The following is a 22,631-nucleotide window of genomic DNA, read 5'->3' as shown; positions in this document are numbered from 1 at the left end:
GGTACCTGGAGGACGTTGCCGGACAGGACGCCGGGGGAGCCGATGGCAGCGCCTTCGGCGGTGGCGTCCGCGGCGGCCATGCCGGCGCCGCCGGCGAGGACGGCAGCGGCTGCGGCGGTGACGGCTACGGCCTGTGCGATACGCGACATCAAGATCTCCTAGAGGAGGGGGCCTGCCGCAGGGATTGCGGCATCGGCTCCGCTCAACAGCGCGAGCAGGCGGCCGGTTACGGGCATACGGCCGACACGGTGACCTCCGGCAACCTCCGCGGCCGGATCTACGCCAGGACCACGACGATCCCCGTCGTGCCCGCGCCGCAGCCGGGCATACGCCGAGCTGGTCGGCGGCCCGCTGGACGGCCTGCTGCTCGACATCACTGCCGTCAAACTGTCCCGCCGGCGGGTCGGGGAGTGTCGCCGAGCCATAGGAACGGGCCGTTGGGATCCGCCTCGATGGGACTGTAGAGCGCCCGGCCGCCGGCTCCGTACAAGCCCAGGCCTGTGATCAGGAGCGCACCTTCCGCCAGCTGCTCGCCGGACCAGCCGGTGACGTCGAGAAGCTGCCCGTCGAGGGGGCCACCAGGTCCGCGTACGTGTGCCCCGGGGCCGGCCCACACTGCGCGTCATCGTCGCTGCCGTGCACCCGTCGCACATTCGTCCCAGCGGCGCCGCTCGCCGGTGCGAGGTCTGGTGACACACCATGAGTGCCCACAGCGACGGGCCGCACGCAAGGGTCCGTGCGACCCGTTGATGACTGCTCCCGGCTGCTCGGGCAATGCCGCGCTTCCCAAGTGAGCGGCTGGACTTGGCGCGCCCGCTCTGGGCGGCGGTGGTATCGGCGAGGGGCAGCAGGTCGCCGGCTATCGCGGGGCGCCCTCGGCCCAGGCGTCCTCGAGACGCGGCTATTTCTTGAGCAGGTGTTCGCGGGCGCCGACGGTGGACGGTCAGGCCTCAGGCCCTCTTCACCAGTGCCGAGTAGGCTCTCTCGAGGCCTTGCGTGTAGCCGGCCCCCATCTCGATGTAGATGTGCCCGCTGGCGGCACAGGCTTCACGTAGGGCAGTGCTCTGCTCCCTGACCCACGCGGCGATCTTCCGGTAGGTAGCGTCATCGGCTCCATCGAGCCAGTCCGGGACTGCCCTCAAGTGTTCGGTGGTCAGCTCCGTGTTTCCGAGGAAGACGCAGCTCCCACAGCGGGCTGCGCGTCTCGGTCTCTCACAGTTACCCCCAGGTCGTCACGGCCACTGAGACGCGATGGCGGCACCACGATCCAGGTGTGACCACGTTCGCGACATCGGACGGCGTCGGGTGAAGCTGGAGCAGGCCCTGCCGGCCCCATGAAACGCCTGTTCTTGAATCTGTGCGGGCGTCGTGACCTGATCCCCGGAGACGGGGAGAGTCTCGGCTTCGTCCTCTTGCAGTCCGCCGGACTGGACAGAGCGGCTCTACGACGCTTCCCGAGGCTGTGCCGGGGATGTCACCGTTGGTGCTGAAGTGCGTCGGCGCCTGCGGCGATGACCTCGGCGAGCCGGTTGGCGAAGTCGGCGTTGCATCCTCCGAGCCGGACGAAGCCGTGGCCTGCCACCGGCCCGTCATTACTCAGGGAGGGAAGGGCCATGTCTGCGAGCGCAAGCGCTGCCTGAAGGTTGCTGACGGCCTCGTTGCCGGCCTGGTAGGCGGCGTCTTGGCGCCGCTTGTACCGGATGCGTTCGGCGTGGGTCATCTCGTACGCCATGTTGCTGACCTCTCGTGATTCATGTGGGTGTGAGCCGCCGGAGCCCGTTGTGGATTCGGTCCAGCGAGTTGTGCCCGTGCCCGTGCGCCAGCCCCTTGCGCGCAAGGTCTGTGGCTGCCGCGCCGCTGATCAACTGACCGCGGCGCGGCAGCCACAGAAACCGAGAGCTCTGTTGCCGGGCAGGGCATGACCATTGCCCGTGGGACGTTGTTCGGGTGTGCCGGGGACCGGACGCTGGTGGGCGACGGGGCGAGGTTCGAGTCGCATCGTGGTGGGCGGGTCCCGGCGCGGCTCATGAGGGGACGGTAGGTAGGCCGTCGGGCTGAGTCTGCGTAGGGCCCGTGACCATCGCTTTCGATCTTCGTTTCAAAGGTGCAGGCGAGCACCCCTTTGACGTGTGGGAAGGACCGGGTTGGCCAAGGAGTCAGCGGCTGCTACCGCCTCAGCTCTTCGCGGTCGCCGCCCGTGTGAAGTCCGATCGACTCGACTGCCAGCCGGCAAGTCCGCACCGACGGTACGTACTTGCGGCCAGCGCCACGGGACTTCACCGGCCTCTCGCGAGCAGGTAATCGGAGAAGGCCCCAGCCCCATCCGCGTGACACCGCTCGTCGGTCCGAGTGACCGCCACCCGTTGCCCGGGCTGGGGCCATGAGACCGACTGGCACGAGTGGTGCTGTCGTCCGCGTACGGCCGATGTGCGTCTCACCCGAACCTGTGACCGGGGGACGCGGGGCGGACAGATCTGTTGTCTGCTGCGGGGTAGCCGGGAGCGATCTTGTCCTGGCTATGTCTGGCCGCAGCCGTCTGCCTGAGTGCCGGGTTTCGGTGTCGTGGAGCGGCTTGGCGTGGCGGTCGGGTGAGGGTGATCTGGCGGACCAGCTGTTGGAAGCATGCCAGTGCCGCGATGGCGGGAAGGGCAGAGGCTGCCCCGGCGGCGATCGTTCTGGGTGCCTGGGCTACGCACAGCAGTGTGGCCATGGTGGAGAACAGCAAGACGATGGACCAGGAGTGGAGTGCGCGGCGCTGGTGCAGAGCGGATCTGAGGATGGACAGGGAGGCAACCATCCAGGGGCCGTAGATCAGTAGGGGCCACCAGATGACCACTTCACGGGCCGTGTGGGGCGCGGCGCTGTGGCGCAGGGCGTCGCAGATGGCCAGCCCGCTGAGGATGCTCACCACAGCGGCGATGGCGGCGACCAGTACCGCGGTGAACAGGCTTCCCGTGTGCAGCAGGGTCCCTACTGGAGACTTCGACCGGTTTCGGCGGTGCCCGCTGGAGGCGTGTACGGGCGAATGCTCGGTCGGGGTGTGCGGCAGCCCCGCGACGAACCCGAGGGTGCCGGCCGTCTCTCCGATGCCGTCGAAGCCGACTCGGGTGAAGGGCTCCGAGAGTCCGAGCGCAGCGTTCTCCTGGAGGAGGCCGGCGAGTTCCGTCGCCGGGTCCCACGGAGGATGCCCCTCACCAGGCCCGCCGAGCGGGTGTTCGGTGGAGGAATGCTGTAGGTGCTCTGGCCGGGCCCAGTAGGCAGAGGGCTCTGTCTGGGGTGAGAGGCCGCGGGGGCCCGGGTATCCGTACGGCTCATACACGGAAGCTGCCACCCGAGCACTCATCGACAGCCGGGGCGCATGGGGCCTTACCCGACCGTCTGCCGAAGTCGATCTGGATCATGCTCATCGTATGGAGGAAGTCTTCAAAGATCGAGGAGGAGTAATGAAGATCGATTTCCAGACTCTCGTGTCCCAGCGTCGCGTTCCGGGGTGCGCCACAGTCGGTTGAGGGTGGAGTGAACATCCACTTCCCGATCCGGGTGGCCCCGGAGTGAAGGCTTCCTCCTCGTCCGTCTTCTCCTGCAGTCTTGCGGAGCGAGACGGCGAGCTTTGCTGTTGTCATATTCCATAAACGCTCTCGATGTTGGTCTGGGTGTGTGCCATTCGGGTGATGGTGGTCGACGGATAAGCGTTGACGCTGGCTTATCGGTTCTGCAAACGAGCCGAAAGTGCGACATCCGCGCCTGCTTTCGCGCCGTCATGCCGCGACACGGAGACGCTGAGCTTCGGATGGATGCAGCCATCGACGGACTTTCTCGCCCTTGGAGATCTCCCGCGCGGTGTAATCGCTGCGCCCGGAGCCTGCTCGTGCGGCATGCCGTCATCCCCCCTCCTCCCCTGATCAGCGGAACCCCAACGACGGCTCCGTCGACCTCTGGGATGCGGACGGTCACGCGCCCACAAGAGCGCGCCGGTCCCCGGCCGGACTCCTGCCGCGCCAACGGCCAGCCTTCCTGTGGCCACGACTTCGCCGACTGATCATAGGTAGATACATCAAGATGCCCGGCGGATTGCTGCGCATGGATGCAATCGGACGAGGGGGCACATCCCTGCATATGCCAGCGCGTTATGCCGGGGGATCGTCGGGCCTGCTTCTGTGGGCTCGTTTGTACCTCAGCCTTCGAAAGGGCGAGTTGTGGGGAGCATCTTCCTGTGGATCATTCTGATTTCGGCTGCACTAGGCACAGGTTTCACCGCGGTGAGATCATCAGGGACTGGCCGACTCTGGGGGGTGGACACCCAGGAACTCAGGCGCCAGCAGCGCTTCGAACGCGTTCTGTCCCTCCATGTGCACGCCGCCCGGTTGTCTGGTGCAGCAGTCGTAGTGCCGGTACAGAGAGGGGAGAGGGCTGTCAGCTCCCCTCGCCTGAGTGCGGAGCCGCTCGGATCGGTCCACGGCGCGTGTCAACCACCGTGCACACCAGGCGGCGACAAGGCGCCTCGCCGGGGCCCGGTGTCACCCGCTAAGCGATCACGCGGCTGACGATCCGCCAACCCCGATTCCTCCCGGCGGCGACGGGTTGGCGCGGCTTGCGGCACGTCCATGCCCCCGCGGCAAGCGCACGATGGCTGCGCAGGGTGGTGCTGGCTCTGGGGTGTGTGCGACTGCAGAGCCAGTGACGGGAGGGCCTGCGGGGGCAAGCCCGCACGCCACTCATTTCCATAAACCCGTAGTCCCTCCATCGCCCCTTCTGATCAAGCGCATCCCAAGGCGGGTTGCCATTGCTGAGAAACCCCGGCAATGCGGCACATTGTCGCGCGTACTAAAACCCCGGCAATACGGACACGGGAAGATGCGCGCGGAAACCCCGGCAATCAGTGCATTGCTCGTTTCTGGATGATAAATGGGTGGTACTAAAGCGCCGGCTGCCTGGTGGCTCCTTCCGGGCGCCCCCGGTGTCGGGCATCAAAGGAAATGTCTAGACGTGTCAAAACCAAAAGAGTTATCATCCTCCTATTGCTGCCGAAGTCCGCTCAGGCAACTGGTGAAAGATCTGGCCCCCCTGCGTCAGGGGCGCCCACGACGGCAAGTCCTGTCCCCACGCCCCGCGGCGGAGGTAAAGTCCATGTCTCGTCCTCCGTGCGACCAAAGCGACTGGCTCTCCCCGAAGAGCCGGCACAGTCCGCGAGGAGGGTTGCGCGAGGATGCCCCCTGGCAGTAGTGGAACCGCTCGCCGTCCATGGTCGGCAACACGGATCGCGCATGCAGTGCGGGCGGCACTGGTGCAGGTCACGCGCCGTCTGGCCGTAGCAGGCACCGCCGGCAAAACCACCCCGCCCCGCACGAACAACACAAGCTCGACATCGGCACTTCAGGATGAGTACAGGGCAGGCTTCTCCCTGCCTTTGCTCCCGCCTTCTTCAGCGACCGCAACGAGCGACCGCCGCGAATGTCCATGGTGCCGACTCCTTCGGGATGCCCCGTAGAGGATCGTTCGGTCGGTGTGGCGGAAGCTGATGCGCCGCCTCGACACAGCGGGCCCGCGGCAGCCGGGCGTGATCCCACACCCTCGACGAGCCGCCCGCTCGAAGAACCGGCGGCCCGCACCCGCTACGACGTCGGACGAGTCCTCGCCACCGGCGAGTCCTACACCCGACCCCACACCACAAGGTCGGCACCAAACCCCGCCGCAGCTCAGAACCAAGTACAGCAGCGTGACCGGACCCCCGCACGGAGGGTCCCAGCCAAGGGTCCCGGCCAAGGGTCCCGGCCACCGGCCCGGGGCGGTTTCGCGCCCGGCGGCGGGCCCGGTTCAGCCCACGAGGTCCGGCGCCCGCAGCACCGCGGACGGGATGCCCCACGCGTCGACCAGGTCGACGGCAAGGGGACGCACCTTGCGGCACAGGTCGTTCACCTCGCGGCTGATCGCCTTGGAACGCTGGCCGGTCAGCCGTCCGTGTTCCATGAACCAGGCCCGGTCCGCCTCGATCGTCGACAGGGCGAACAGGTCGCAGAGGAGTGCGAGCGCCGCCTTCTCGCCCCCTTCGGGCAGCGCGCGCACCTGGTCGACGAAGGCCTCCGTCACCAGTCGCTCGACGTGGGCGCGCGCGAGCGCGATGACGTGGTCCTGCACCTGCGAGAAGACGGCGCCGGGAGCACGCTTCTGGTCGATCCCGCGCTTGATCCGCCGGGCCAGTCCGGCGAGCATGTGCTCCTCGCGGAAGCGGACCATGGCGAGCTGGTACTCGGAGTCGAGCAGACCGGCCTCGCGGTCCCACTCGTCGCCGCCGGGCAGCAGGTCGCGTACCCGTTCGAGCAGCTTGTGGGCCGACGTCCGCTCGATGACCGTCTCGACGGCGAGGCCGGTGACGTAGCGGACCATGCCGAGCTGGTCCAGGTCCTCGAACTCGCTCGCGTGATCGGTGAGCAGCCCCTTGGCCACGAGCTGCAGCAGGACGTGGTTGTCGCCCTCGAAGGTGGTGAAGACGTCGCTGTCCCCCTTGAGGGCGGCGAACCGGTTGACGGCCAGATATCCGGCGCCGCCGCACGCCTCGCGGCACTCCTGGACGACCCGGGTGGCGTGCCAGGTGCCGAGCGCCTTGATGCCCGCGGCGCGCGATTCGAGCCTGCGCCGCGCCAGCGCGTCGTCCTCGGTGCCGGAGAAGACCTCGTGCAGCTGCGTGCGCACCACGTCCTGCGCGGCGTGCAGGGCGTACGTCCGGGCGATGAGCGGCAGCAGACGCCGCTGGTGCAGGCCGTAGTCGAGGAGCACCTGCTCCCCGCCGTCCGAGGCCGCCTCGAACTGACGGCGCCGCACGGCGTACTTCGTGGCGATGGTCAGGGCGACCTTGGCCACGTTGATGCCGGCGCCGGAGACGCTGACCCGGCCCTGCACCAGGGTGCCGAGCATGGTGAAGAACCGCCGGCTGGGGTTCTCGATCGCACTCTCGTAGACGCCTTCGGGCGTGACGTCGGCGAACCGGTTCAGCAGGGCCTCGCGCGGCACCCGCACGCCGTCGAACCAGATGCGGCCGTTGTCCACGCCGTTGAGCCCCATCTTGCGGCCGTCGTCCTCGATCCGGACGCCGGGGACCGGCCGGCCGCCGACCCGGAGGGGGACGACGAAGGCGTGCACGCCCTGAGACCGTCCGTCCACTTCCAGCTGGGCGAAGACGACGGCCAGTTCGGCATGGCGGGCCGCGTTGCCGATGTAGTCCTTGCGCGCCTGGTCGTCGGGGGTGGTGATGACGAACTCGCGGCTCGCGGTGTCGTACCTCGCGACGGTGCCGAGCGCCTGAACGTTGGAGCCGTGCCCGGTCTCCGTCATCGCGAAGCAGCCCATGAGCTTCCCCGTGATCAGGTCCGGGAGGTACGCGTCGTGGTGCCGCGCGGTGCCCAGATGCAGGATCGCGCCGCCGAAGAGCCCGAACTGCACGCCGACCTTCACCAGGACCGACAGGTCGCCGAAGGCCAGCGTCTCGAACGCGGCGATGGAGGCGCCGACGTCGCCGCCACCGCCGTACTCGGCGGGAAAGCCCATGCCGGTCTGGCCCGTCGCGGCCATCTTGACGACGACCTCGCGCACCCGCTCGCGGAACGCGTCGATGCCGAGCTCGTCGGCCTCCTCCAGGACGGAGGCGTACGTCGCCAGGTTGGTACGGACAAGGTCGCGGATCGCGGCGTACTCGCCGTCGAGCACCCCGGTCAGTGAGGAGACGTCGATCTCGGGCTGTACGTAACCGGTCGCGGGCGCGGAAGCGTTCTCGGGAGGCATGCCGCTCCGCTACCCCCCAGCGGGACGATCAACCGGGGACGGGCGGGTGACGGCCGGTACACGAGGCGGCGGACCGCTCCGGCAGCGGGGCCGACACGGTGGGAGGCGGGCGGGGGCCGCCGGACCGATGAGTTCTCGCGCGGCACGATGTCCAAGAGGGAGCGAGCATCCCCGCCGAAGAGAGAGCGGTACGCGATGAGACTGGTACTGCAGGAGTTCCTGTCGCTGGACGGCGTCTACCAGGGCCCGGGGTCCCCGGACGAGGACACCAGCGACGGATTCACCCGGGGCGGCTGGTTCGTACCGCACCTGGACGAGGAGTTCGAGCGGCAGGCCGGTGTCTGGCTCGCAGGGGCGGACGCGTTCCTGTTCGGCCGCCGGACCTACGCGAACTTCGCGCGGGACTGGCCGAAGATGACCGAGCACCCGTTCGCCGGCACCCTCAACGGCCTGCCGAAGTACGTCGCCTCCCGCAGCCTGACCGAGGCCGCGTGGGACCCGACCACGATCCTGTCCGGCGACGTCCCCGCCCAGGTCGCCGAACTGAAGCGGCAGCCCGGCCGAGAGCTGCAGATCCACGGCCGCGGCCGGCTGGCCCGGTCCCTGCTGGCCGCCGGCCTGATCGACGAACTGCGCCTGGCGATCGCCCCGGTGGTCGTGGGCAACGGCCGCCGCCTGTTCCCGGACAGTGGCGCTCCGGCCGGCCTGCGGCTGGTGAGCAACGGGACGACACCGGGCGGACTGGCCGTGCAGGTCTACGCATCGACAGGCCGCCCGGAGTACGGCACCTACGGCTCCGACGCATAGCCACTCCACCCGGCCCGGCCCCGCCCGGTCACCGCCGCGGACGAGGCCGTTCCCCCGAGGGGGGACTGGCCCCTTCGTTGCGCGGGTCCGGCCGAGGGGCAGGCCCGCGCCCGTCGTGCAGGAGTACGGGGTCAGCGCAGGCGGGTGAGCCGGGTGCCGAACGATGGCTCCGCCAGGGCGCCCTCCACCGCCACCGGCACGCTCTTGGCGCCCGCTCCGTCGCCGACGGTCAGCGCGCCGATCTCGGTGCCCGCCTTCGCCGCGTGCGGCACCGCCTCGGACCCGGCCGCGGCGGCGAGCGAGATCCGCAAGGCCTGACCGGGTACGCCGACCACGTTCAGGTCCTTGGTGGCGACGAGCGGGGTGCGCCCGCCGAGCCCGTCGTCCACGTACCCGACCTTCTGCCCCTTGCGGATCACCGGGGCCGGGGCCAGCGCCGCCCGTACGGCCTCGATGATCTTCTTGCTGTTGGCCTTCACCAGGATCAGGCTGTTCGAGGCGTCCGGGTCCGGTCCGCTCGCCACGCGCTGGTCCATCAGGGTGCCGAGGATCAGCGGCGTCTCGTCCCCGACCGACTTGTACGCCGCCCACATCAGGGTGCCGCCGGCGGGCGTGCTCGAACCGGTCTTGATGCCGCGGATGCTCAGACCGGGTGCGGTGAGGAGGTCGTTGTTGTTGTAGATCGGCTCCGGCAGTCCCTTGATCTGGGCGTCGGGCAGCGCGACCACCGCGCGGAACGCCTCGTCCTTCATGACCGCCTCGGCCAGCTTCAACTGGTCCGAGGCCGTGCTGACGGTGCTCGCATCCAGGCCGCTGGGGTCGGTGTAGGTGGTGTCGTTCATGCCGAGCTCCTTGGCGGCGGCGTTCATCTTCTCGACGAACGCGGCCTCGGAGTCGGTTCCCGTGTCCCAACGCGCCAGCAGCCGGGCCACGTTGTTTCCCGACGGGATCATGAGCATCTTGAGCATGTCCTGCTGGGTGTACTTCGTACCGGCGACGAGGCCCGCGATCCGGGACTCGCTCTCGGAGGTGCCGTCCGCCACGGCCTTGGCGTCGACCGCAATGTCGGGGCCGGCCTCGCCCTTGCGCAGGGGGTGGCTCTTCAGGACGACGTACGCCGTCATCACCTTGGCGACACTGGCGGTGGGGACGGGCTTCTGCTCGCCGAAGGTGCCGACGTCACCGGAGCCGGACACGCGGACGGCGCCCTGGCCCTTGGCGGGCCAGGGGATCGTGAACTGCCCGTCGATGGTGTGGAGGGACTCCGTACCGACGATCTTCGTGTCGGGCAGGGGGCGCAGCAGCTGCGCGCCCGCCACGGCTCCCGCCAGCACGAGCAGGATCGGCGTCCAGATCTTGACGCGGCGCAGCGCCGTGCGGCGGGGGGTCTCGTGCGGGGGAGCGGTGTTGGTGAGTTCGGCCAGCAGGTCGAGCGGTGCCTCGGCCGGCGGCCGGGTGACCACGGGCCACGGCGCGGGGGCGGTGGCCGTGCCGGGCGCGGTCGCGGGAGCGGGAGCCGGTGGCGCCGCGAGGGGGAGCGCGACCGTGGGCTGCGGGGCGGGCGGAGGGACGTCGAGCGGCTTGAGGGCGACGAACCGACTCGTCCGCTCGGCGTCAGATTCGGAGTCGGGTTCGGACTGGGGGGTGGACGGGGGCTTGGGGTCGGACCTGGGCTCGGGGTCGGACGGGGGCTCGGGTTCGGGCTCCGGCTCGACACCGGATTCGACGTCGGGCTTCGGCGCTGCCACGGGTTCGGCGCCCTGCGCCCATGACGGCCGCCGGCGCGCCGCGTCGGCCGGTGCCGGCTTCCTCCCGCCGGTCCCGGCCGCCTCCGTGTCCGCGGCCGGCGAACCGGTGCGGTCCGGGTCGTCCTCGGCGCCGGGTTCGCCCTCGGCGGGCGCGTCGGTGTCGTCGGCGGCGTCTTCGCCGGTGTCGGCGTCGGAGACGGCTGCGGCCTCGGGGTCGGCATCGGCCTGGGCGCCGGTCGCGGGGGCCGCGTCGTTCTCGGAAGCGGGGTCCGCATCGGTGCCGGCCTCGGTGCCGGCTTCGGCTTCGGCCTCGGTGCTCGCCTCGGCCGACGGGGTGGTGTCCGGGTCGCTGGGGTCGTCTTCCGCGGTTTCGGTGTCCGCGGTCTCGGTGTCCGGGCCGTCCGGGTCGGTGGCCGCGGAAGCGGGGCCGGAGTCGGCCTCCGCATCAGGGCGTGCTCCGGTCGGGGTTTCGCCCGACCCAGCACCCGACCCGGCGCCTGCGTCGGCTCCGGCCCCGGCGCTGTCCTCGTCGTCCAAGTCCGCCGCTCGGTCCGGCTCCGCCTCGGGCCCTGCGTCCGCCTCGGCGGGCTCGCCGTCCCCGCTTCCGCCGGCCGGGCCGCCCGCGCGTGCGGGACCCGGGTTCCCGTCCGCGTCCTCCGGCGCGTCACGGCCCGTCGCCCCCGCGTCGGCGTCCGTCGCCGCGGCCGTGTCCCCGTCCGGCAGGTCCGCCGTGGACGGGGTGCTCGACTCCTCCGGGGGCTGCGGCCCTTCCTCCGGTACTTCGACCTTCGGATTCTCCGAGGAACCGCCCGCCACCGTTACCGCTTTCATTTAGCCCCGCCTTGCCGTTCGCACCCGGCAGCCCGCCGGTCTCCGCTGATGTCATCACACCGGCGGCACCCGCGCGCGGGCCCGCCTCTCCCCTAGATGACGACCGTGCCCGCCCCGTTCCCGTCGCCGCATCCTGTGACCGTTCGGTCATACTTCACCCCGCCGACCAGCGGATAGCGACCCCACCCCGCGGTGCGCCGGTGGCGGACGCGCGGCGGCCGGTGCGGGATCCGCACCGGCCGCCGTTCACCGCCCGCTCCGCACTACGGGGCGTACACCTCCACTTCGGACAACTGGCCCGCCGGCCAGCCGGTGTTCGCGGTGAAGACGAGGCGTACGTACCGCACACCCGTCGCGGACACCGGGACGGTGACCGTGTTGTTCCCCTCGGTGAAGGTGTGGCCCGCGGACGCCTTCAGGGTCGACCAGGCGGCGTTGTCGGCCGAACCGAGGACCGACAGCGTCTGCGTACGGGTACCCCAGGCCGCGGGCAGCTTCAGCACCAGGCGGCCCACCGTCCGCTGGGTGCCCAGGTCGACCGTCAGCGACTGGGGGAACGCGTTGTTGGCGCTCTCCCAGTACGTGCCGGCGTTGCCGTCGGTGACGTGGGCGGGGACGTACCCCTGGCTCTGCCCGGTCGCCGTGGCGGCCCGCCCGTGCGCCAGGTTCGTTCCGGCCGGGGGCGTGGTCGGGGGCGGGGTGGTCGGCGGGGCCGTCGGGCCGGTCCCGGCGGCGTACACCTCGAACTCCGCCACCTGCCCGGCCGGCCAGCCGGTGTTCCCGGTGACCTGGAGCCGGACGTGGCGCACGGAGGCCGAATCGAAGGTCAGCGTCGCGGTGTTGCCGGACGCGGGGTCGAAGGTGACGCCCGCGGACCCCTTCAGCGTGGTCCAGGAGGAGAGGTCGGTGGAGCCGAGCACCGAGAGGGTCTCGGTCCGTGTCGCCCAGTCCGCGGAGGGCGGCAGCCGGAGCGTCACCTTCCCCACCGGCCGGGCCTCGCCGAGGTCCACGGTCAAGGTCTGCGGGAACGCGCTGCCGGCGCTCTCCCAGTACGTGGCAGCGTTGCCGTCGACCGCGTTCGCCGCGTTGTACGACTGGACCGCGGAGGAGGCGGTGGCGGGCCGGCCCTGGGCCAGGTTGCCGTTCGGGGGAGTCGTGGGCGGCGGAGTCGTCGGAGGAGTGGTGGGCGGGGTCGTCGGCGGGGTCGTGGGCGGTGTGGTGCCCCCGCCGCCACCCGGTACGCCGCCGTTCGTCCACACCGGGGCCGGCCACACCCCGGAGCAGGTCTGGCCGGTGTTCCAGCCGGAGTTCCCGCCGCCGTCGGTGATCTGCAGGCCGGTGCCGATGCAGTTGTGGATCGGGGTCGCGGCCTGTGCGATGTTCTTCGCGGTGACGCGGGTGAACTTCATCGCGATGTTGGCCTGGGCCTGGACGGCGTAGGTGCCCGCGCCGTCAATGGTGATGTCGGTGAAGTTGACCCCGCTGATGGCGCCCTCGATCGAGTGGATCGCGGCGTACGAGGAGTCGAGGATGTCGGTGTCGGAGATGTTGATGGTCGCGCCCTGGACCGGCTCGTTCAGGCCGGAGAACCAGATCGCGCCCACGCCGAAGTTCCAGTTGAAGTCGCTGTTTCCGGCCCGGATCAGGATGTTGCGGGCAGCGGTGATGGTGCCGGCCACCGCCGTGCCCTTGCCGGAGTTGACACCCGGGTAGCGGTTGGCGATGTGCAGGCCGCCGCCGTTGCTGACGGTGTCGGACATGACGTTGTCCGAGATGGTGAAGTCCTTTCCGCCGTAGGTGACGATGTTGTTCGCCAGGATCGGCAGTACCACCGTGTTGTGGTCGAAGCTGATGTTGACGTTCGGCTTGTCCTGCGGCCAGGAGGCCAGGCCGTCGTCACCCGCGTTGCGCACGAACGTGTTGGTCACGCGAGAATTCGTGACACCCGTGTGGAAATTCACGCCGTCGGCGGTCATGTCGAGGAAGCGGCTGTCCTTGATCGTGAAGCGGTCCATCGGGCCGTCCATCCAGGCTGCGACTTTGACGTGCTGGATCCACAGGTTGTCGACCGTGGAGTCCGACATGGCCCCGCCGATGGCGTTGACCTGGTCGTCGTCGATCCGCTCCCGGATGTCGCCGATGATCGCGAAGTCCTTCAGCGTGACGTTCCGGCTCGGCCCGTTCGCCTCGTGCGGCCGCACCGGGCCGGTGTAGCCGCCGCCGGGCACGTACTTGCCGTAGAACCCGGCGGCGCGGTTGCGGTTCACCGGGTCACGGCCGCCGAAGACCGTGTACCAGGGGCCCGCGCCCTGGACGGTGACCCCGTCCACGACGACGTGGTCGTACAGGGTGTAGTTGCCCGGTGGCACGTAGACCGCCTTGCCCTGGGCCTGTCCGGCATTGACCGCGGCCTGCATCCGCGCGGTGGAGTCCGTGGCGCCCGTGGGGTCGGCGCCGAAGTCCGTCATGGCGTCGAGGGCGCCGGCCGGCTTGGCCACGGCCGCGCCGACCAGCTCGAAGTCGGCGAGGTCGACCGTGAACGTGGGCGACTGCGCGGTCGACGTCACCTGCACCCGGACCTTGGTGCCGACCGGGTAGGTGGAGCCCAGCAGGGTGCGGGACTCGTCGTAGAAGTGGTGGGGGTTGGTGTCGCCGGGGTTGTTGTTGAAGGGGTAGCCCCCGTAGTACCAGCTGTACTTGGAAGTGACCGGCAGGGTCCGGACCGACTGGCCGCCGACCCGGACGTCCAGGGAGGCGTCGCGTCCCTTCCCGTCGGCGGTGTCCGGAAGGCTGTAGCGCAGGGTCATCGCGTTGGCGGGCTTGGTCAGCGTGAACTCGACGTACTGGCCGGGGGCGTTCAGCGTCACCGCCTGGCGCCCGGAGGCCTCCGAGGGGAGGTGGCCGTAGTACCGGTCGGGGCCGATGAGCGTGCCGTTCGTACCGGCGTACTCGGCCTCCAGCTCGGTGAACGGGACCTGCGCCCCCCGTCCGGGTATCCCGATGGGCGACGGGGCGGGCACCCCCGCGGCGTGGGCGGCGGGGGCGCTGCCGAAGGTCAGGGCCGTCAGCGCGGCGGTCGCGGTCAACGACAGGGCCAGGAAGACGGCGGCGCCCCGCCGTCTTGTCCGGCGCACGTGGTCAGGGCTCGGAGCTGGGCTTTGCGGCAGTTGGGACACGGGCACGCACGTCCTTGCGGCTCGATCGGCGGGAAAGGCGGGAGGGGTGAGTCGGCTCAACGCAGGAGGCTACGACTCCGCCAGCAGGAAGTCCATGAAGAGTTGCAAGAATTCGACTCTGATACGCAATAAACCCGTAGTTCGATGGCTGGACCGGCTGCTCCGCCGCGACGGGCGGTCGGTTCCCGACCCGGGCGGTCCTGCCGGGCATGATGGGCCGCCGGACCAGCGCGCGGACGGAGCGCGCACGGGAGACGAGGAGCGGCCCATGACGACCGAGACGACGGCCCGGGCGACGGTGCAGTACGAGGACGACCGGGCCCGGGTCACGCGCTGGGACTTCGAGCCGGGCGCGAGCACGGGGCACCACCTGCACGCCTACGACTACGTGGTGGTGCCGGTCGCGGACGGCAGCGTCACCGTGATCGGCCCCGACGGTTCGGCGACCGAGTCGGTGCTGCGCACGGGGGAGACGTACGCCCGACAGGCCGGAGGCGCGCACGAGGTGGTCAACTCCGGCACCGGCCCGCTGGCCTTCGTCGAGATCGAGTTCAAGCAGCCGCCGACCCCCTGACGGCCGCACCCCGTCGGGTGCGGGACACCGGAGTGCGCTGACCCCGGCCGGCCCGTAGCGACCTGCCTCGGCGGCCGTGCACGCGTACTCCCGCGGCCCGGCGGGCGTACTTCCCCGCCTGTGCCGATGGCCCCCACGCCGGTTGAGTACGCCTACTCATGTGGTTGCCGCCCCACCCGCCCGATCATGGGGAGGACCAGCTCAGCGAGCCACAGCACCACCGAACGGGGCCGTCCATGCTCAGCCGAATCGCCGCCGCCGTCGTCCCCGCCTTCGGCCGGCTGACCGTCACCGCCCACCCCGCCGGGGTGCCCGCGGGCGGCGGCATCGTCGTTGCCAACCACACCTCGCTCGCCGACCCCGCCGTCGTCGTCGCGGCCCTGCGCCGGCACGGGATCGAGCCCGTGGTCCTGGCCACCGCGGGCCTGTGGAGGGTGCCCGTGCTCGGGCCCGCGCTCCGGCGCGAGGGCCACATCGCCGTCCACCGGGGAACCGCCCGCGCGGCCGAGTCCCTGGAGGCGGCGGCCGCCGCCCTCGCCGCCGGCCGCAGCGTGCTGCTCTACGGTGAGGGCCGGCTGCCGGGGCGGCGGGACGCGGGGGAGTCCGCACCGGGTCCCTTCCGCAGCGGCCTCGCCCGCCTCGCCGCCGCGACCGGTGCCCCCGTCGTCCCGGTGGGCCAGGCGGGGGTGCGCCGCCTGTGCTCCGGCGGACGCGCGAAGCAGCTCGCCGGTACCGTCACCGCCCCGCTCCGGCGCCCCGGCCTGCACGTCCACATCGGGGCCCCGCTCCGGCTCCCCGCCGGGGTTCCGGAGGCGACCGACCGTGCCCGGGAGGCCGTCACCGAGGCCTGGCGGACCGCGGTGCTCGCCCTCGGCGAGCCCCTCCCCGGTCAGCGCCGGTGCAGCGTCTGCAGCGCCTCGACCAGCACCCTGGGGTCGTGCTGCCCCTTGTAGACGGGCGGGGGCTGCCGGTCGAGTCCGAGCAGGGTGGCCACCGCCGTCCAGGCGGTGCGCACCGAGTACTCGACGGTGAAGACCACGTCGTCCGGGACCTCCGCGTACTGCCCGATGAAGGCCAGGTTCGTCGCCCCCTCGGGAACCACCTGCGGCCGGTCGCCCCCGGAGCGCACCAGGAACTGGCTGGTGATGTAGGGCATCAGGGCCGGGATGACGACTGATCCGTCGAGGATCTGCTGCCGCTGCCCGAACCGCAGGTGCCGGAGCACCTCGTCGAGGATCTCCCGGCCCGTGCACTGCGTCATGGGCTTCTTGACGAAGTCCCCCTCGCGGTCGGGGAACAGCGCGTACCCCCACCACACGAAGGTGTCCTCGGGCTGGTCGCGGAAGTGCGGCTGGTGGTTGAGGACGATGGTCAGCAGCCAGCCGGAGTCCTTGAAGGTGATCAGGCCGCCCTTTCCGGCCTCGCTGCCGCTGAACTCCTGCATCAGCTTGAAGAACGTCGGGTCCTTCGTGGTGACCGTGAAGGACTCCCACGTCGAGTCCGCGACGGAGGAGTGGAAGACCTCGGGCCGTCCCAGTGCCGGCCGCCCGGCGGCGAGGGTCTCCCACAGCGCCCACGACCCGGCCGCTCGGGAGGTGTCCGGGACGGGTGCGGAGTCGGTGGTCCCCAGCGTGGAGTCGGCGGTCATCGACCCGTTGGTGACCATCACGAGGTCGTCAGGCCCGACCTGGGTCTCACCGCGGCGCCCGTCGCTCTCCCATACCAGCGCCTCGACGGTCAGCGCGTCGCCCGCGGCCAGCCGCAGGTCCGTGACCCGGGTGCCGAGCCGTACGGTCACCCCCTGGTCCGTCAGCCACTTCATGAGCGGGCGGACGATGGAGTCGTACTGGTTGAAGCGGGTGCGGTAGATCCCCGACATGGTGTCGAAGGTCTTGAACAGGTGGATGAACCGGTTGAGGTAGCGCCGGAACTCGATGGCGCTGTGCCACGGCTCGAACGCGAAGGTCGTGCACCACATCCACCAGAAGTTGGTGGTGAAGAACTCCTCGCCGAAGCAGTCCGTGATGCGCTTCCCGTCGAGCTGGTGCTCGGGGGTGGCGACGCACCGGACCAGTTCGAGGCGGTCCCGCTCGGAGAAGGTCATCGAATGCGCGTCGACGACCCTGCCCCCGCCGTCGACGAGACGGGCGTGGTCATCCCAGGCGAAGTCCTCGTGGAAGACGAAGGTGTCCTCGGTGACCGACTTGGACGGGTCGTCGAGGGACGGGATCGACCCCAGCAGGTCGTACGTACAGTCGAAATGGATCTCGAACATGCGGCCGCCCCGCATGGTGTATCCCGCCTCCGGAGAGCCCGCCGCGTCCAGGCTCCCGCCCTCGCGGTCCTGTTCCTCCAGGATGGTGATGTCCCGGCCCGCGAAGCCTCCGTCGCGGATCAGGAACGCCGCCGCGGAGAGTGAGGCGATCCCGCTTCCCACCAGATGGGCCTTGGCCATCCCGGTACCTTTCTCGACCGCCAGGGGAGTCCTGGACGACCTCGACAGTACTGATTCATCCCGTTCTGCCCTGGTGTGGCGCGCGTTCCGGCCTGACCTGCCTCATCGGGTCATGTGGACGAGGTTCAAGCCCTCGGCTCGGACCTCCCCGAGGGCGAGCGCCGAGCCGCCCGTGAACAGGGACGGCGGCTTGCGGTCGTTGGCGAGGCGCAGCACGGCCGGTCGCCCGGTGCCGGAGGCCGGGTCGCGCCGTTCCAGGTCGAACCCCGCTCCGGAGCCCGCTGCGCCGCCGGATCCGTCGACGGGGGTTTCCATCTGGAACGAGACCAGGAGGCGCTCCGTCGCGGGGCGCACCGGGCGCGGTTTCGGCAGGATGGGGAGTGCCGCCGGGCCGGTCCGGTTCCCGCCGGTCGAGGAGGCGCCATGTACAGCCTGCAGATCGAGCACCCCGTCACGGACTTCACCGTATGGAAGGGCGCCTTCGACCGTTTCGCACCCGCTCGGCAGGAGGCCGGTGTGCGCGGCCACCGCGTGCTGCGCCCCGTGGACGATCCGGCGTACGTGGTCGTGGAGCTCGACTTCGACACCCCGGAGCAGGCCGAGGGCTTCCTGGAGTTCCTCACGGCCCGGGTCTGGTCCTCGCCCGAGGCCGCCCCGGCCCTGGTGGGCACGCCGCGGACCCGGATCCTGGCGTGCGAGGAACGGCTCTGAGCCTGCCGCCCGGGACACCCGCGCGCATCGCACCCCCCGTACACCCGCCCCGTCAGACGCGCAGGACCGCCTCCAGGACGGTGACCGCGTGCCCGGTGAGGTGGACGCGGTCACCGTGGACCGCGGCCCCGACCAGGCCGGTCCGCGCCGAGGCCTGGAAGCCGGTGAGGCGGTCGGTGCGACCGAGCCGGGCCGCCCAGTACGGGGCCAGGGCCGTGTGGGCGCTGCCGGTGACCGGGTCCTCGGGGATGCCCTCGGCGGGGGAGAAGAACCGGGAGACGAAGTCGTGCGCGGGCCCGCCGGACACCGAGGCCCCGCCGGACTTCGCGGCCGCGGCTGGGGCCGGTGCCGGGGCCTGAGCCGGCGCGGCGGCCGCCGTGACGATGACGCCGCGCAGCTCCTCGCGACGGGTCAGGGCGGCGATCGCCCCGAGGTCGGGCCGTACCGCCCGCACGGCCGCCTCGTCGGGCAGCACCGTGAGCAGGTCGCCGAGCGCCTCGGTGCGCAGGGTCGCGACCGGCGCCACCCCCAGGGCCGCGGCCAGGCCCCGGGGGACCGGTACCTCCGTCCCGGGGGCGGCCGGGAAGTCCAGGGTGATGGACCCGTCCCGCCCGGCGTACGCCGAGAGGTCACCGCTGAAGCGGCTGCGGAAGCGGACCGGGCCGGTCAGCAGCCCCTCCCGCCGCAGGGTGTGCGCCGTGGCCAAAGTGGCATGACCGCAGAGATTGGTTTCGACGAGGGGAGTGAACCACCGGATCTCCCAGTGCGCCCCGGCACTGGCCGGGAGCGGCAGTGCGAAGGCCGTCTCCGAATGGTTCAGCTCGGCGGCGATCCGGCTCAGGCACCGGTCGTCCGGCCATGGCCCGGCCGGGAGCAGGCAGACGCCGGCGGGGTTACCGGTGAAGGGGCGGCTGGTGAAGGCGTCTACGATCTGGATGCGCATGCCGCGAACGTACCGAGGCCAATCCGGATCGGGGGAAGGCCAATTTCCGGAAAGTGGCCCGCGCGGGCGTCAGGCGAGCCGCTTCTCGAAGTTGAAGGCGGTCACGGCCAGCCGCTCCCGGAAGTAGAACCGGTGGGCGTCGGTCCGCTGAGTGCCGGAATCGAGGGTGAGCGCCGTGCACGCGGCGGCCCGGGCGTGCTCCTCCAGGTGGGCGAGGAGCGCGCGGCCCACGCCGGTGGAGCGGGCGCTCTCCCGGGTGACCAGGTCGTCGACGTAGAGCTTGCGGACCTGGTAGGTGTTCGCGACGACCCGCCAGCCGGCCGCGCCCACGCAGCGGCCCTCCGTGTCGTACGCGCCGGAGAAGCGCAGCCCCTGGCTGTGACCCTCCTCCAGGATCGAGCGGAACAGGTCCTCGTTCAGGTGGGTGCGCAGCTCCAGCAGCACCGGGAGCAGGTCCTCGGTCAGCCGGGGATCGCCCGGCTCGAAGTCGATGATCTTCATGGGGCCAGGCTAGTGCGCGTGGGATGCGCGCCCTCTGCCGCTGTGCCGGGGACGGCCTGCCGGCCCTCATGCAGGGGTTCGGCCAATCGGCTTGCTGTTGGCCGGCCCCGGCCGTGCGGCGGGACAGCGGGACGAGTCCTCTCTAGGTTCTGGGGTGCGATTAATCCCCTTCTGTCTCCCTGTGAAAGGTGGAATCATGCGTTCTGCGCGCACCCTGTTCTCCGTCCTCGCCGCCGGTGCCATCGTGTTCGGCGGCGCGTCCGCGGCCGCCGCCGACGTCACGGTCAACGTCGCCCCGCAGAACTCCTACACGCTCGTCTTCGGTGACTGGCTCCAGTTCGCCGGGGACGACGTGTTCAACGCGGGCCACGACAACACGGTCGGCTCCAACAACTGATCCCCCTGCTGTCACGCCTCCCGGCCGCTCGCGCGCTGCCACAGCCGCGGAGCGGCCGGGGGTCAGGGAGTCGGTGGCCGACGGGCCCCGCGGGCTCAGCGGGCCGGGAACGAGGCCCGCGCCGTCAGTCCGCCCTCGGGTCGCCGCCGCCGTGACGGTGCCCCGGTGGGCCACCGCTGTCGAGCGGACGAGCGCCAGCCCCAGCCCGTGCCCCGACGGTGTTCTCCACCTCCAGGACCAGGCCGTCGTCGTGGTACACGGCGAGCTGCGCCTCTCCGCCCGCCACGTTGTGGCCGACCGCGTCGTCGAGCAGGTTCGTCACCAACTGCCGCAGCAGCGCCGCGTTTCCCGTCAGTAGACAGTCGGCCCCCGCATGCGTCCGTACTGCGAGGTCGACCTCCTCTTCGCCGACGAAGCCACAGGGGCACTCGACCACGAGACCGCCGCGGACATCATCGAGGTGTTCCGCAGGTTCGCCGCAGGTGGCCTCGGCCTGCGACGAGGTCCTCCGGCTCGAGCGGGGCAAGCTGTCGCTCCCATAGGCGGCATTCCGACGGAACCGTCGCGCGCGGCCGCGGCCGACGTGTCGAAATGGGAGGAACGGCTCCGACGTCCCGTGCGAAAGGCCCCCGCCCGTGTCGGGGCCCGCGAACAGAAGGAGTGGCACCCCATGAAGTACATGCTGATGGTCCTCGGGAAGCAGTCCGACTACGAGGCCATGGCCGGCCGAGCGAGCGAGGGCAGCCCCGCCTGGTCCGAAGCCGACCTGAAGGCGATGTTCGACCACATGGGCGCCCTGAACGACGACCTCGCCGAAGCGGGCGAGCTGGTCGACGGCCAGGGACTCGCCGAACCCCGGCAGGCCCGTCTGGTCACCGCCGGGGCCGACGGCGCCCCGGTGGTGACCGACGGTCCGTACGGGGAGACCAAGGAGGTCCTGGCAGGCTATTGGATCGTCGACGTCCCGGACTTCGCCCGGGCCGCCGAGATCGCCGCCCGCGCCCACGCCTGCCCCGTGCCCGAGGGCGCACCGAATCCCCCCGTCGTCGTCCACCCCGTCGGCGGTGCCCCGGGGACCGAGATGTGACCGAGGCCCCCGGCCCCGGACGCGGTACCCCCGCGTCCGGGGCGGCCGCCCCGGACGAGGACCTGATGCGCCGGCTGGCCCCGCAGGTCCTCGGCGCGCTCGTCCGCCGCTACGGACACTTCGACGCCGCCGAGGACGCCGTACAGGAGGCCCTGCTCGCCGCCGCACGGCAGTGGCCCGGCGAAGGCCGCCCCCGCAACCCGCGCGGCTGGCTGATCCGGGTCGCCTCGCGCCGGCTCGTCGACCAGCTGCGCGCCGACGACGCCCGTCGGCGCCGCGAGGAGACCGCCGCGGCGCTGACCCCGCGCGACGCGTTCACGGCCCCGCCGCCGGGCGAGGACCGGGCCCCCGCCGAGGAGGACACGCTGGCGCTGCTCTTCCTGTGCTGCGGCGCCGAGCTCTCCACCGAGGCCCGGACCGCGCTCACCCTGCGCGCCGTGGGAGGCCTCACCACCGCCGAGATCGCCCGGGCCCACCTCGTCCCGGAGGCGACGACGGCCCAGCGCATCAGCCGCGCCAAGCGGCAGATCAAGGCCTCGGGGGCGCCGTTCGGCCTCCCGGACGCCCAAGAGCACGCCGACCGGCTCGCGGACGTGCTGCACGTCCTCTATCTGATCTTCAACGAGGGCTACACCGCCACCTCCGGCCGCGACCTCCAGCGCCCCGACCTCGCCGCCGAGGCGATCCGCCTCACCCGCTCCGTCCACCGGCTGCTGCCCGCCGACGCCGAGGTCGCCGGCCTGCTCGCCCTCATGCTGCTCACCGACGCCCGCCGCGCCGCCCGTACCACCCCGGACGGCAGCCTCGTGCCGCTCGCCGAACAGGACCGCACCCGCTGGGACCGCGCGGCCGTCACCGAGGGGGTCGCCCTGCTCACCGACGCGCTCACCCGCGCCCGGCCCGGCCCCTACCAGCTGAGCGCCGCGATCGCCGCCGTCCACGACGAGGCCGCCCGCGATGAGGACACCGACTGGCCGCAGATCCTCGCCCTGTACGAGGTCCTGATCCGGGTCGTGCCCGGCCCCGCGGAACAGCTCGGCCACGCGGTCGCCGTGGCCATGGTGCACGGGCCGCGCCGGGCCCTCGCCCTGCTGTCCGCCCTGGACGGCGACGGCCGGCTGGCCGGCCACCACCGCCTGGAGGCCGTACGGGCCCACCTGCTGGAGCGGGCGGGCGACCTGCCGGAGGCCCGCGCCGCCTATGCCAGGGCGGCCGGGCTCACCCTGAGCATCCCGGAGCGCCGCTACCTCCAAGCCCGGGCGGCCCGTATCGGCGAGTGACCGGCGGCGTCCGCATGACGGACACGGCACCCGGCTGTCAGACCCGCCGCCTACTCTTGATCACGTGAGCCCGACCCCTGACACCACCGCCCCCGAGCGTCCCCTCGCCGAGATCAACGCCGACATCCGCTGCCTCTTCGCCCGCGCCGAGGGCCGCCTCTCCGACGCCGAGCGCGTGCGCCACGCGACGCTGCTCCAGGAGTGGGCCGCGGCGATAAGGGCCTCGGTCGTACCCGCGGCCTGACGACTCCCGGGGAACCGCGCGCCCCGCCCCTCGCGGGCGCGCGCGGGGAAACCCGTACCCGCCGACCTCGCGCCGGACCGATGAATCCACGGCCCGGCGGC

At 71.5% G+C, this 22,631-nt stretch carries 18 protein-coding genes and 2 pseudogenes; 8 read left to right on the top strand and 12 right to left on the bottom strand.

Annotation, left to right across the window (positions count from 1 at the left end):
* The 4 genes and pseudogenes from ACFWTC_RS30865 to ACFWTC_RS30850 form a co-directional block, all read right to left on the bottom strand.
* Positions 1–149 (bottom strand): chaplin family protein (locus tag ACFWTC_RS30865; RefSeq protein ID WP_384074860.1); only part of this gene is annotated, 149 nt, incomplete at its 3' end.
* A 233-nt stretch (positions 150–382) separates the two neighbouring features.
* Positions 383–651, bottom strand: a pseudogene (locus ACFWTC_RS30860) (hypothetical protein).
* A gap of 823 nt (positions 652–1,474) precedes the next feature.
* The gene (locus ACFWTC_RS30855; RefSeq protein WP_383924669.1) at positions 1,475–1,732 is read right to left on the bottom strand and encodes a hypothetical protein; all 258 of its coding nucleotides are present in this window, start codon (positions 1,730–1,732) and stop codon (positions 1,475–1,477) included.
* A 4,082-nt stretch (positions 1,733–5,814) separates the two neighbouring features.
* Positions 5,815–7,776 (bottom strand): acyl-CoA dehydrogenase, encoded by a 1,962-nt coding sequence (locus ACFWTC_RS30850; RefSeq protein WP_384074851.1) that lies wholly within the window; start codon positions 7,774–7,776, stop codon positions 5,815–5,817.
* 195 nt (positions 7,777–7,971) lie between these two features.
* Here ACFWTC_RS30850 and ACFWTC_RS30845 point away from each other — a divergent pair, with 195 nt between their 5' ends.
* Positions 7,972–8,583 carry a dihydrofolate reductase family protein gene (locus ACFWTC_RS30845; RefSeq protein WP_384074848.1) on the top strand — a complete coding sequence of 204 codons (612 nt, stop codon included), beginning with the start codon at positions 7,972–7,974 and terminating at the stop codon, positions 8,581–8,583.
* Positions 8,584–8,714: 131 nt separating this feature from the next.
* Here ACFWTC_RS30845 and ACFWTC_RS30840 read toward each other — a convergent pair whose 3' ends face one another.
* The 3 genes and pseudogenes from ACFWTC_RS30840 to ACFWTC_RS30830 all read right to left on the bottom strand — a co-directional run.
* The gene (locus ACFWTC_RS30840) at positions 8,715–11,162 is read right to left on the bottom strand and encodes a serine hydrolase (protein WP_384074845.1); all 2,448 of its coding nucleotides are present in this window, start codon (positions 11,160–11,162) and stop codon (positions 8,715–8,717) included.
* 263 nt (positions 11,163–11,425) lie between these two features.
* Complete coding sequence (locus tag ACFWTC_RS30835) at positions 11,426–11,902, bottom strand: discoidin domain-containing protein (RefSeq protein ID WP_384074857.1); 477 nt, start codon at positions 11,900–11,902, stop codon at positions 11,426–11,428.
* Positions 11,891–14,329, bottom strand: a pseudogene (locus ACFWTC_RS30830) (discoidin domain-containing protein); the annotation flags it as partial. The gene ACFWTC_RS30835 and the pseudogene ACFWTC_RS30830, both read right to left, overlap by 12 nt.
* A gap of 277 nt (positions 14,330–14,606) precedes the next feature.
* Here ACFWTC_RS30830 and ACFWTC_RS30825 point away from each other — a divergent pair.
* Positions 14,607–14,912: a cupin domain-containing protein gene (locus ACFWTC_RS30825; RefSeq protein WP_383924680.1), complete on the top strand. Its 306-nt coding sequence runs from the start codon at positions 14,607–14,609 to the stop codon at positions 14,910–14,912.
* A gap of 236 nt (positions 14,913–15,148) precedes the next feature.
* The gene (locus tag ACFWTC_RS30820) at positions 15,149–15,865 is read left to right on the top strand and encodes a lysophospholipid acyltransferase family protein (protein WP_383924683.1); all 717 of its coding nucleotides are present in this window, start codon (positions 15,149–15,151) and stop codon (positions 15,863–15,865) included.
* Here the strand turns inward: ACFWTC_RS30820 and ACFWTC_RS30815 are convergent.
* Positions 15,802–17,367: an oleate hydratase gene (locus ACFWTC_RS30815; protein ID WP_384074842.1), complete on the bottom strand. Its 1,566-nt coding sequence runs from the start codon at positions 17,365–17,367 to the stop codon at positions 15,802–15,804. The genes ACFWTC_RS30820 and ACFWTC_RS30815 overlap by 64 nt on opposite strands.
* 102 nt (positions 17,368–17,469) lie before the next feature.
* A complete protein-coding gene (locus tag ACFWTC_RS30810; RefSeq protein ID WP_384074839.1) occupies positions 17,470–17,721 on the bottom strand; it encodes a hypothetical protein in 252 nt (83 codons plus the stop codon).
* 69 nt (positions 17,722–17,790) lie between these two features.
* On the opposite strand from ACFWTC_RS30810, the gene ACFWTC_RS30805 reads away from it, so the two are divergent.
* Positions 17,791–18,078, top strand: a complete 288-nt coding sequence (locus ACFWTC_RS30805; protein WP_384074838.1) for a hypothetical protein — start codon at positions 17,791–17,793, stop codon at positions 18,076–18,078.
* A gap of 52 nt (positions 18,079–18,130) precedes the next feature.
* On the opposite strand, the gene ACFWTC_RS30800 is transcribed toward ACFWTC_RS30805, so the two are convergent.
* Positions 18,131–19,021 carry a PhzF family phenazine biosynthesis protein gene (locus ACFWTC_RS30800; protein ID WP_383924695.1) on the bottom strand — a complete coding sequence of 297 codons (891 nt, stop codon included), beginning with the start codon at positions 19,019–19,021 and terminating at the stop codon, positions 18,131–18,133.
* A 69-nt stretch (positions 19,022–19,090) separates the two neighbouring features.
* A complete protein-coding gene (locus ACFWTC_RS30795) occupies positions 19,091–19,522 on the bottom strand; it encodes a GNAT family N-acetyltransferase (protein ID WP_384074835.1) in 432 nt (143 codons plus the stop codon).
* A gap of 196 nt (positions 19,523–19,718) precedes the next feature.
* Between ACFWTC_RS30795 and ACFWTC_RS30790 the strand changes: the two genes are divergently transcribed.
* A complete protein-coding gene (locus ACFWTC_RS30790) occupies positions 19,719–19,919 on the top strand; it encodes a hypothetical protein (protein WP_383924701.1) in 201 nt (66 codons plus the stop codon).
* Between the two features lie 124 nt (positions 19,920–20,043).
* On the opposite strand, the gene ACFWTC_RS30785 is transcribed toward ACFWTC_RS30790, so the two are convergent.
* Positions 20,044–20,445 carry a hypothetical protein gene (locus tag ACFWTC_RS30785; RefSeq protein WP_383924704.1) on the bottom strand — a complete coding sequence of 134 codons (402 nt, stop codon included), beginning with the start codon at positions 20,443–20,445 and terminating at the stop codon, positions 20,044–20,046.
* A 144-nt stretch (positions 20,446–20,589) separates the two neighbouring features.
* Here ACFWTC_RS30785 and ACFWTC_RS30780 point away from each other — a divergent pair, with 144 nt between their 5' ends.
* From ACFWTC_RS30780 to ACFWTC_RS30770, 3 genes are all read left to right on the top strand, one after another.
* Complete coding sequence (locus ACFWTC_RS30780) at positions 20,590–21,006, top strand: YciI family protein (RefSeq protein WP_384074832.1); 417 nt, start codon at positions 20,590–20,592, stop codon at positions 21,004–21,006.
* A 65-nt stretch (positions 21,007–21,071) separates the two neighbouring features.
* Positions 21,072–22,286 (top strand): RNA polymerase sigma factor, encoded by a 1,215-nt coding sequence (locus ACFWTC_RS30775; RefSeq protein ID WP_384074854.1) that lies wholly within the window; start codon positions 21,072–21,074, stop codon positions 22,284–22,286.
* 64 nt (positions 22,287–22,350) lie between these two features.
* Positions 22,351–22,530, top strand: coding sequence for a hypothetical protein (locus ACFWTC_RS30770; RefSeq protein WP_383924713.1), 180 nt, complete (start codon positions 22,351–22,353; stop codon positions 22,528–22,530).
* The last annotated feature ends 101 nt before the right edge of the window (positions 22,531–22,631 follow it).

It is taken from the genome of Streptomyces sp. NPDC058619, assembly GCF_042717785.1.
GTDB lineage: Bacteria > Actinomycetota > Actinomycetes > Streptomycetales > Streptomycetaceae > Streptomyces.
Note: the sequence above shows the minus strand (reverse complement) of the source record. Positions and strands in the feature narration are given on the sequence as shown.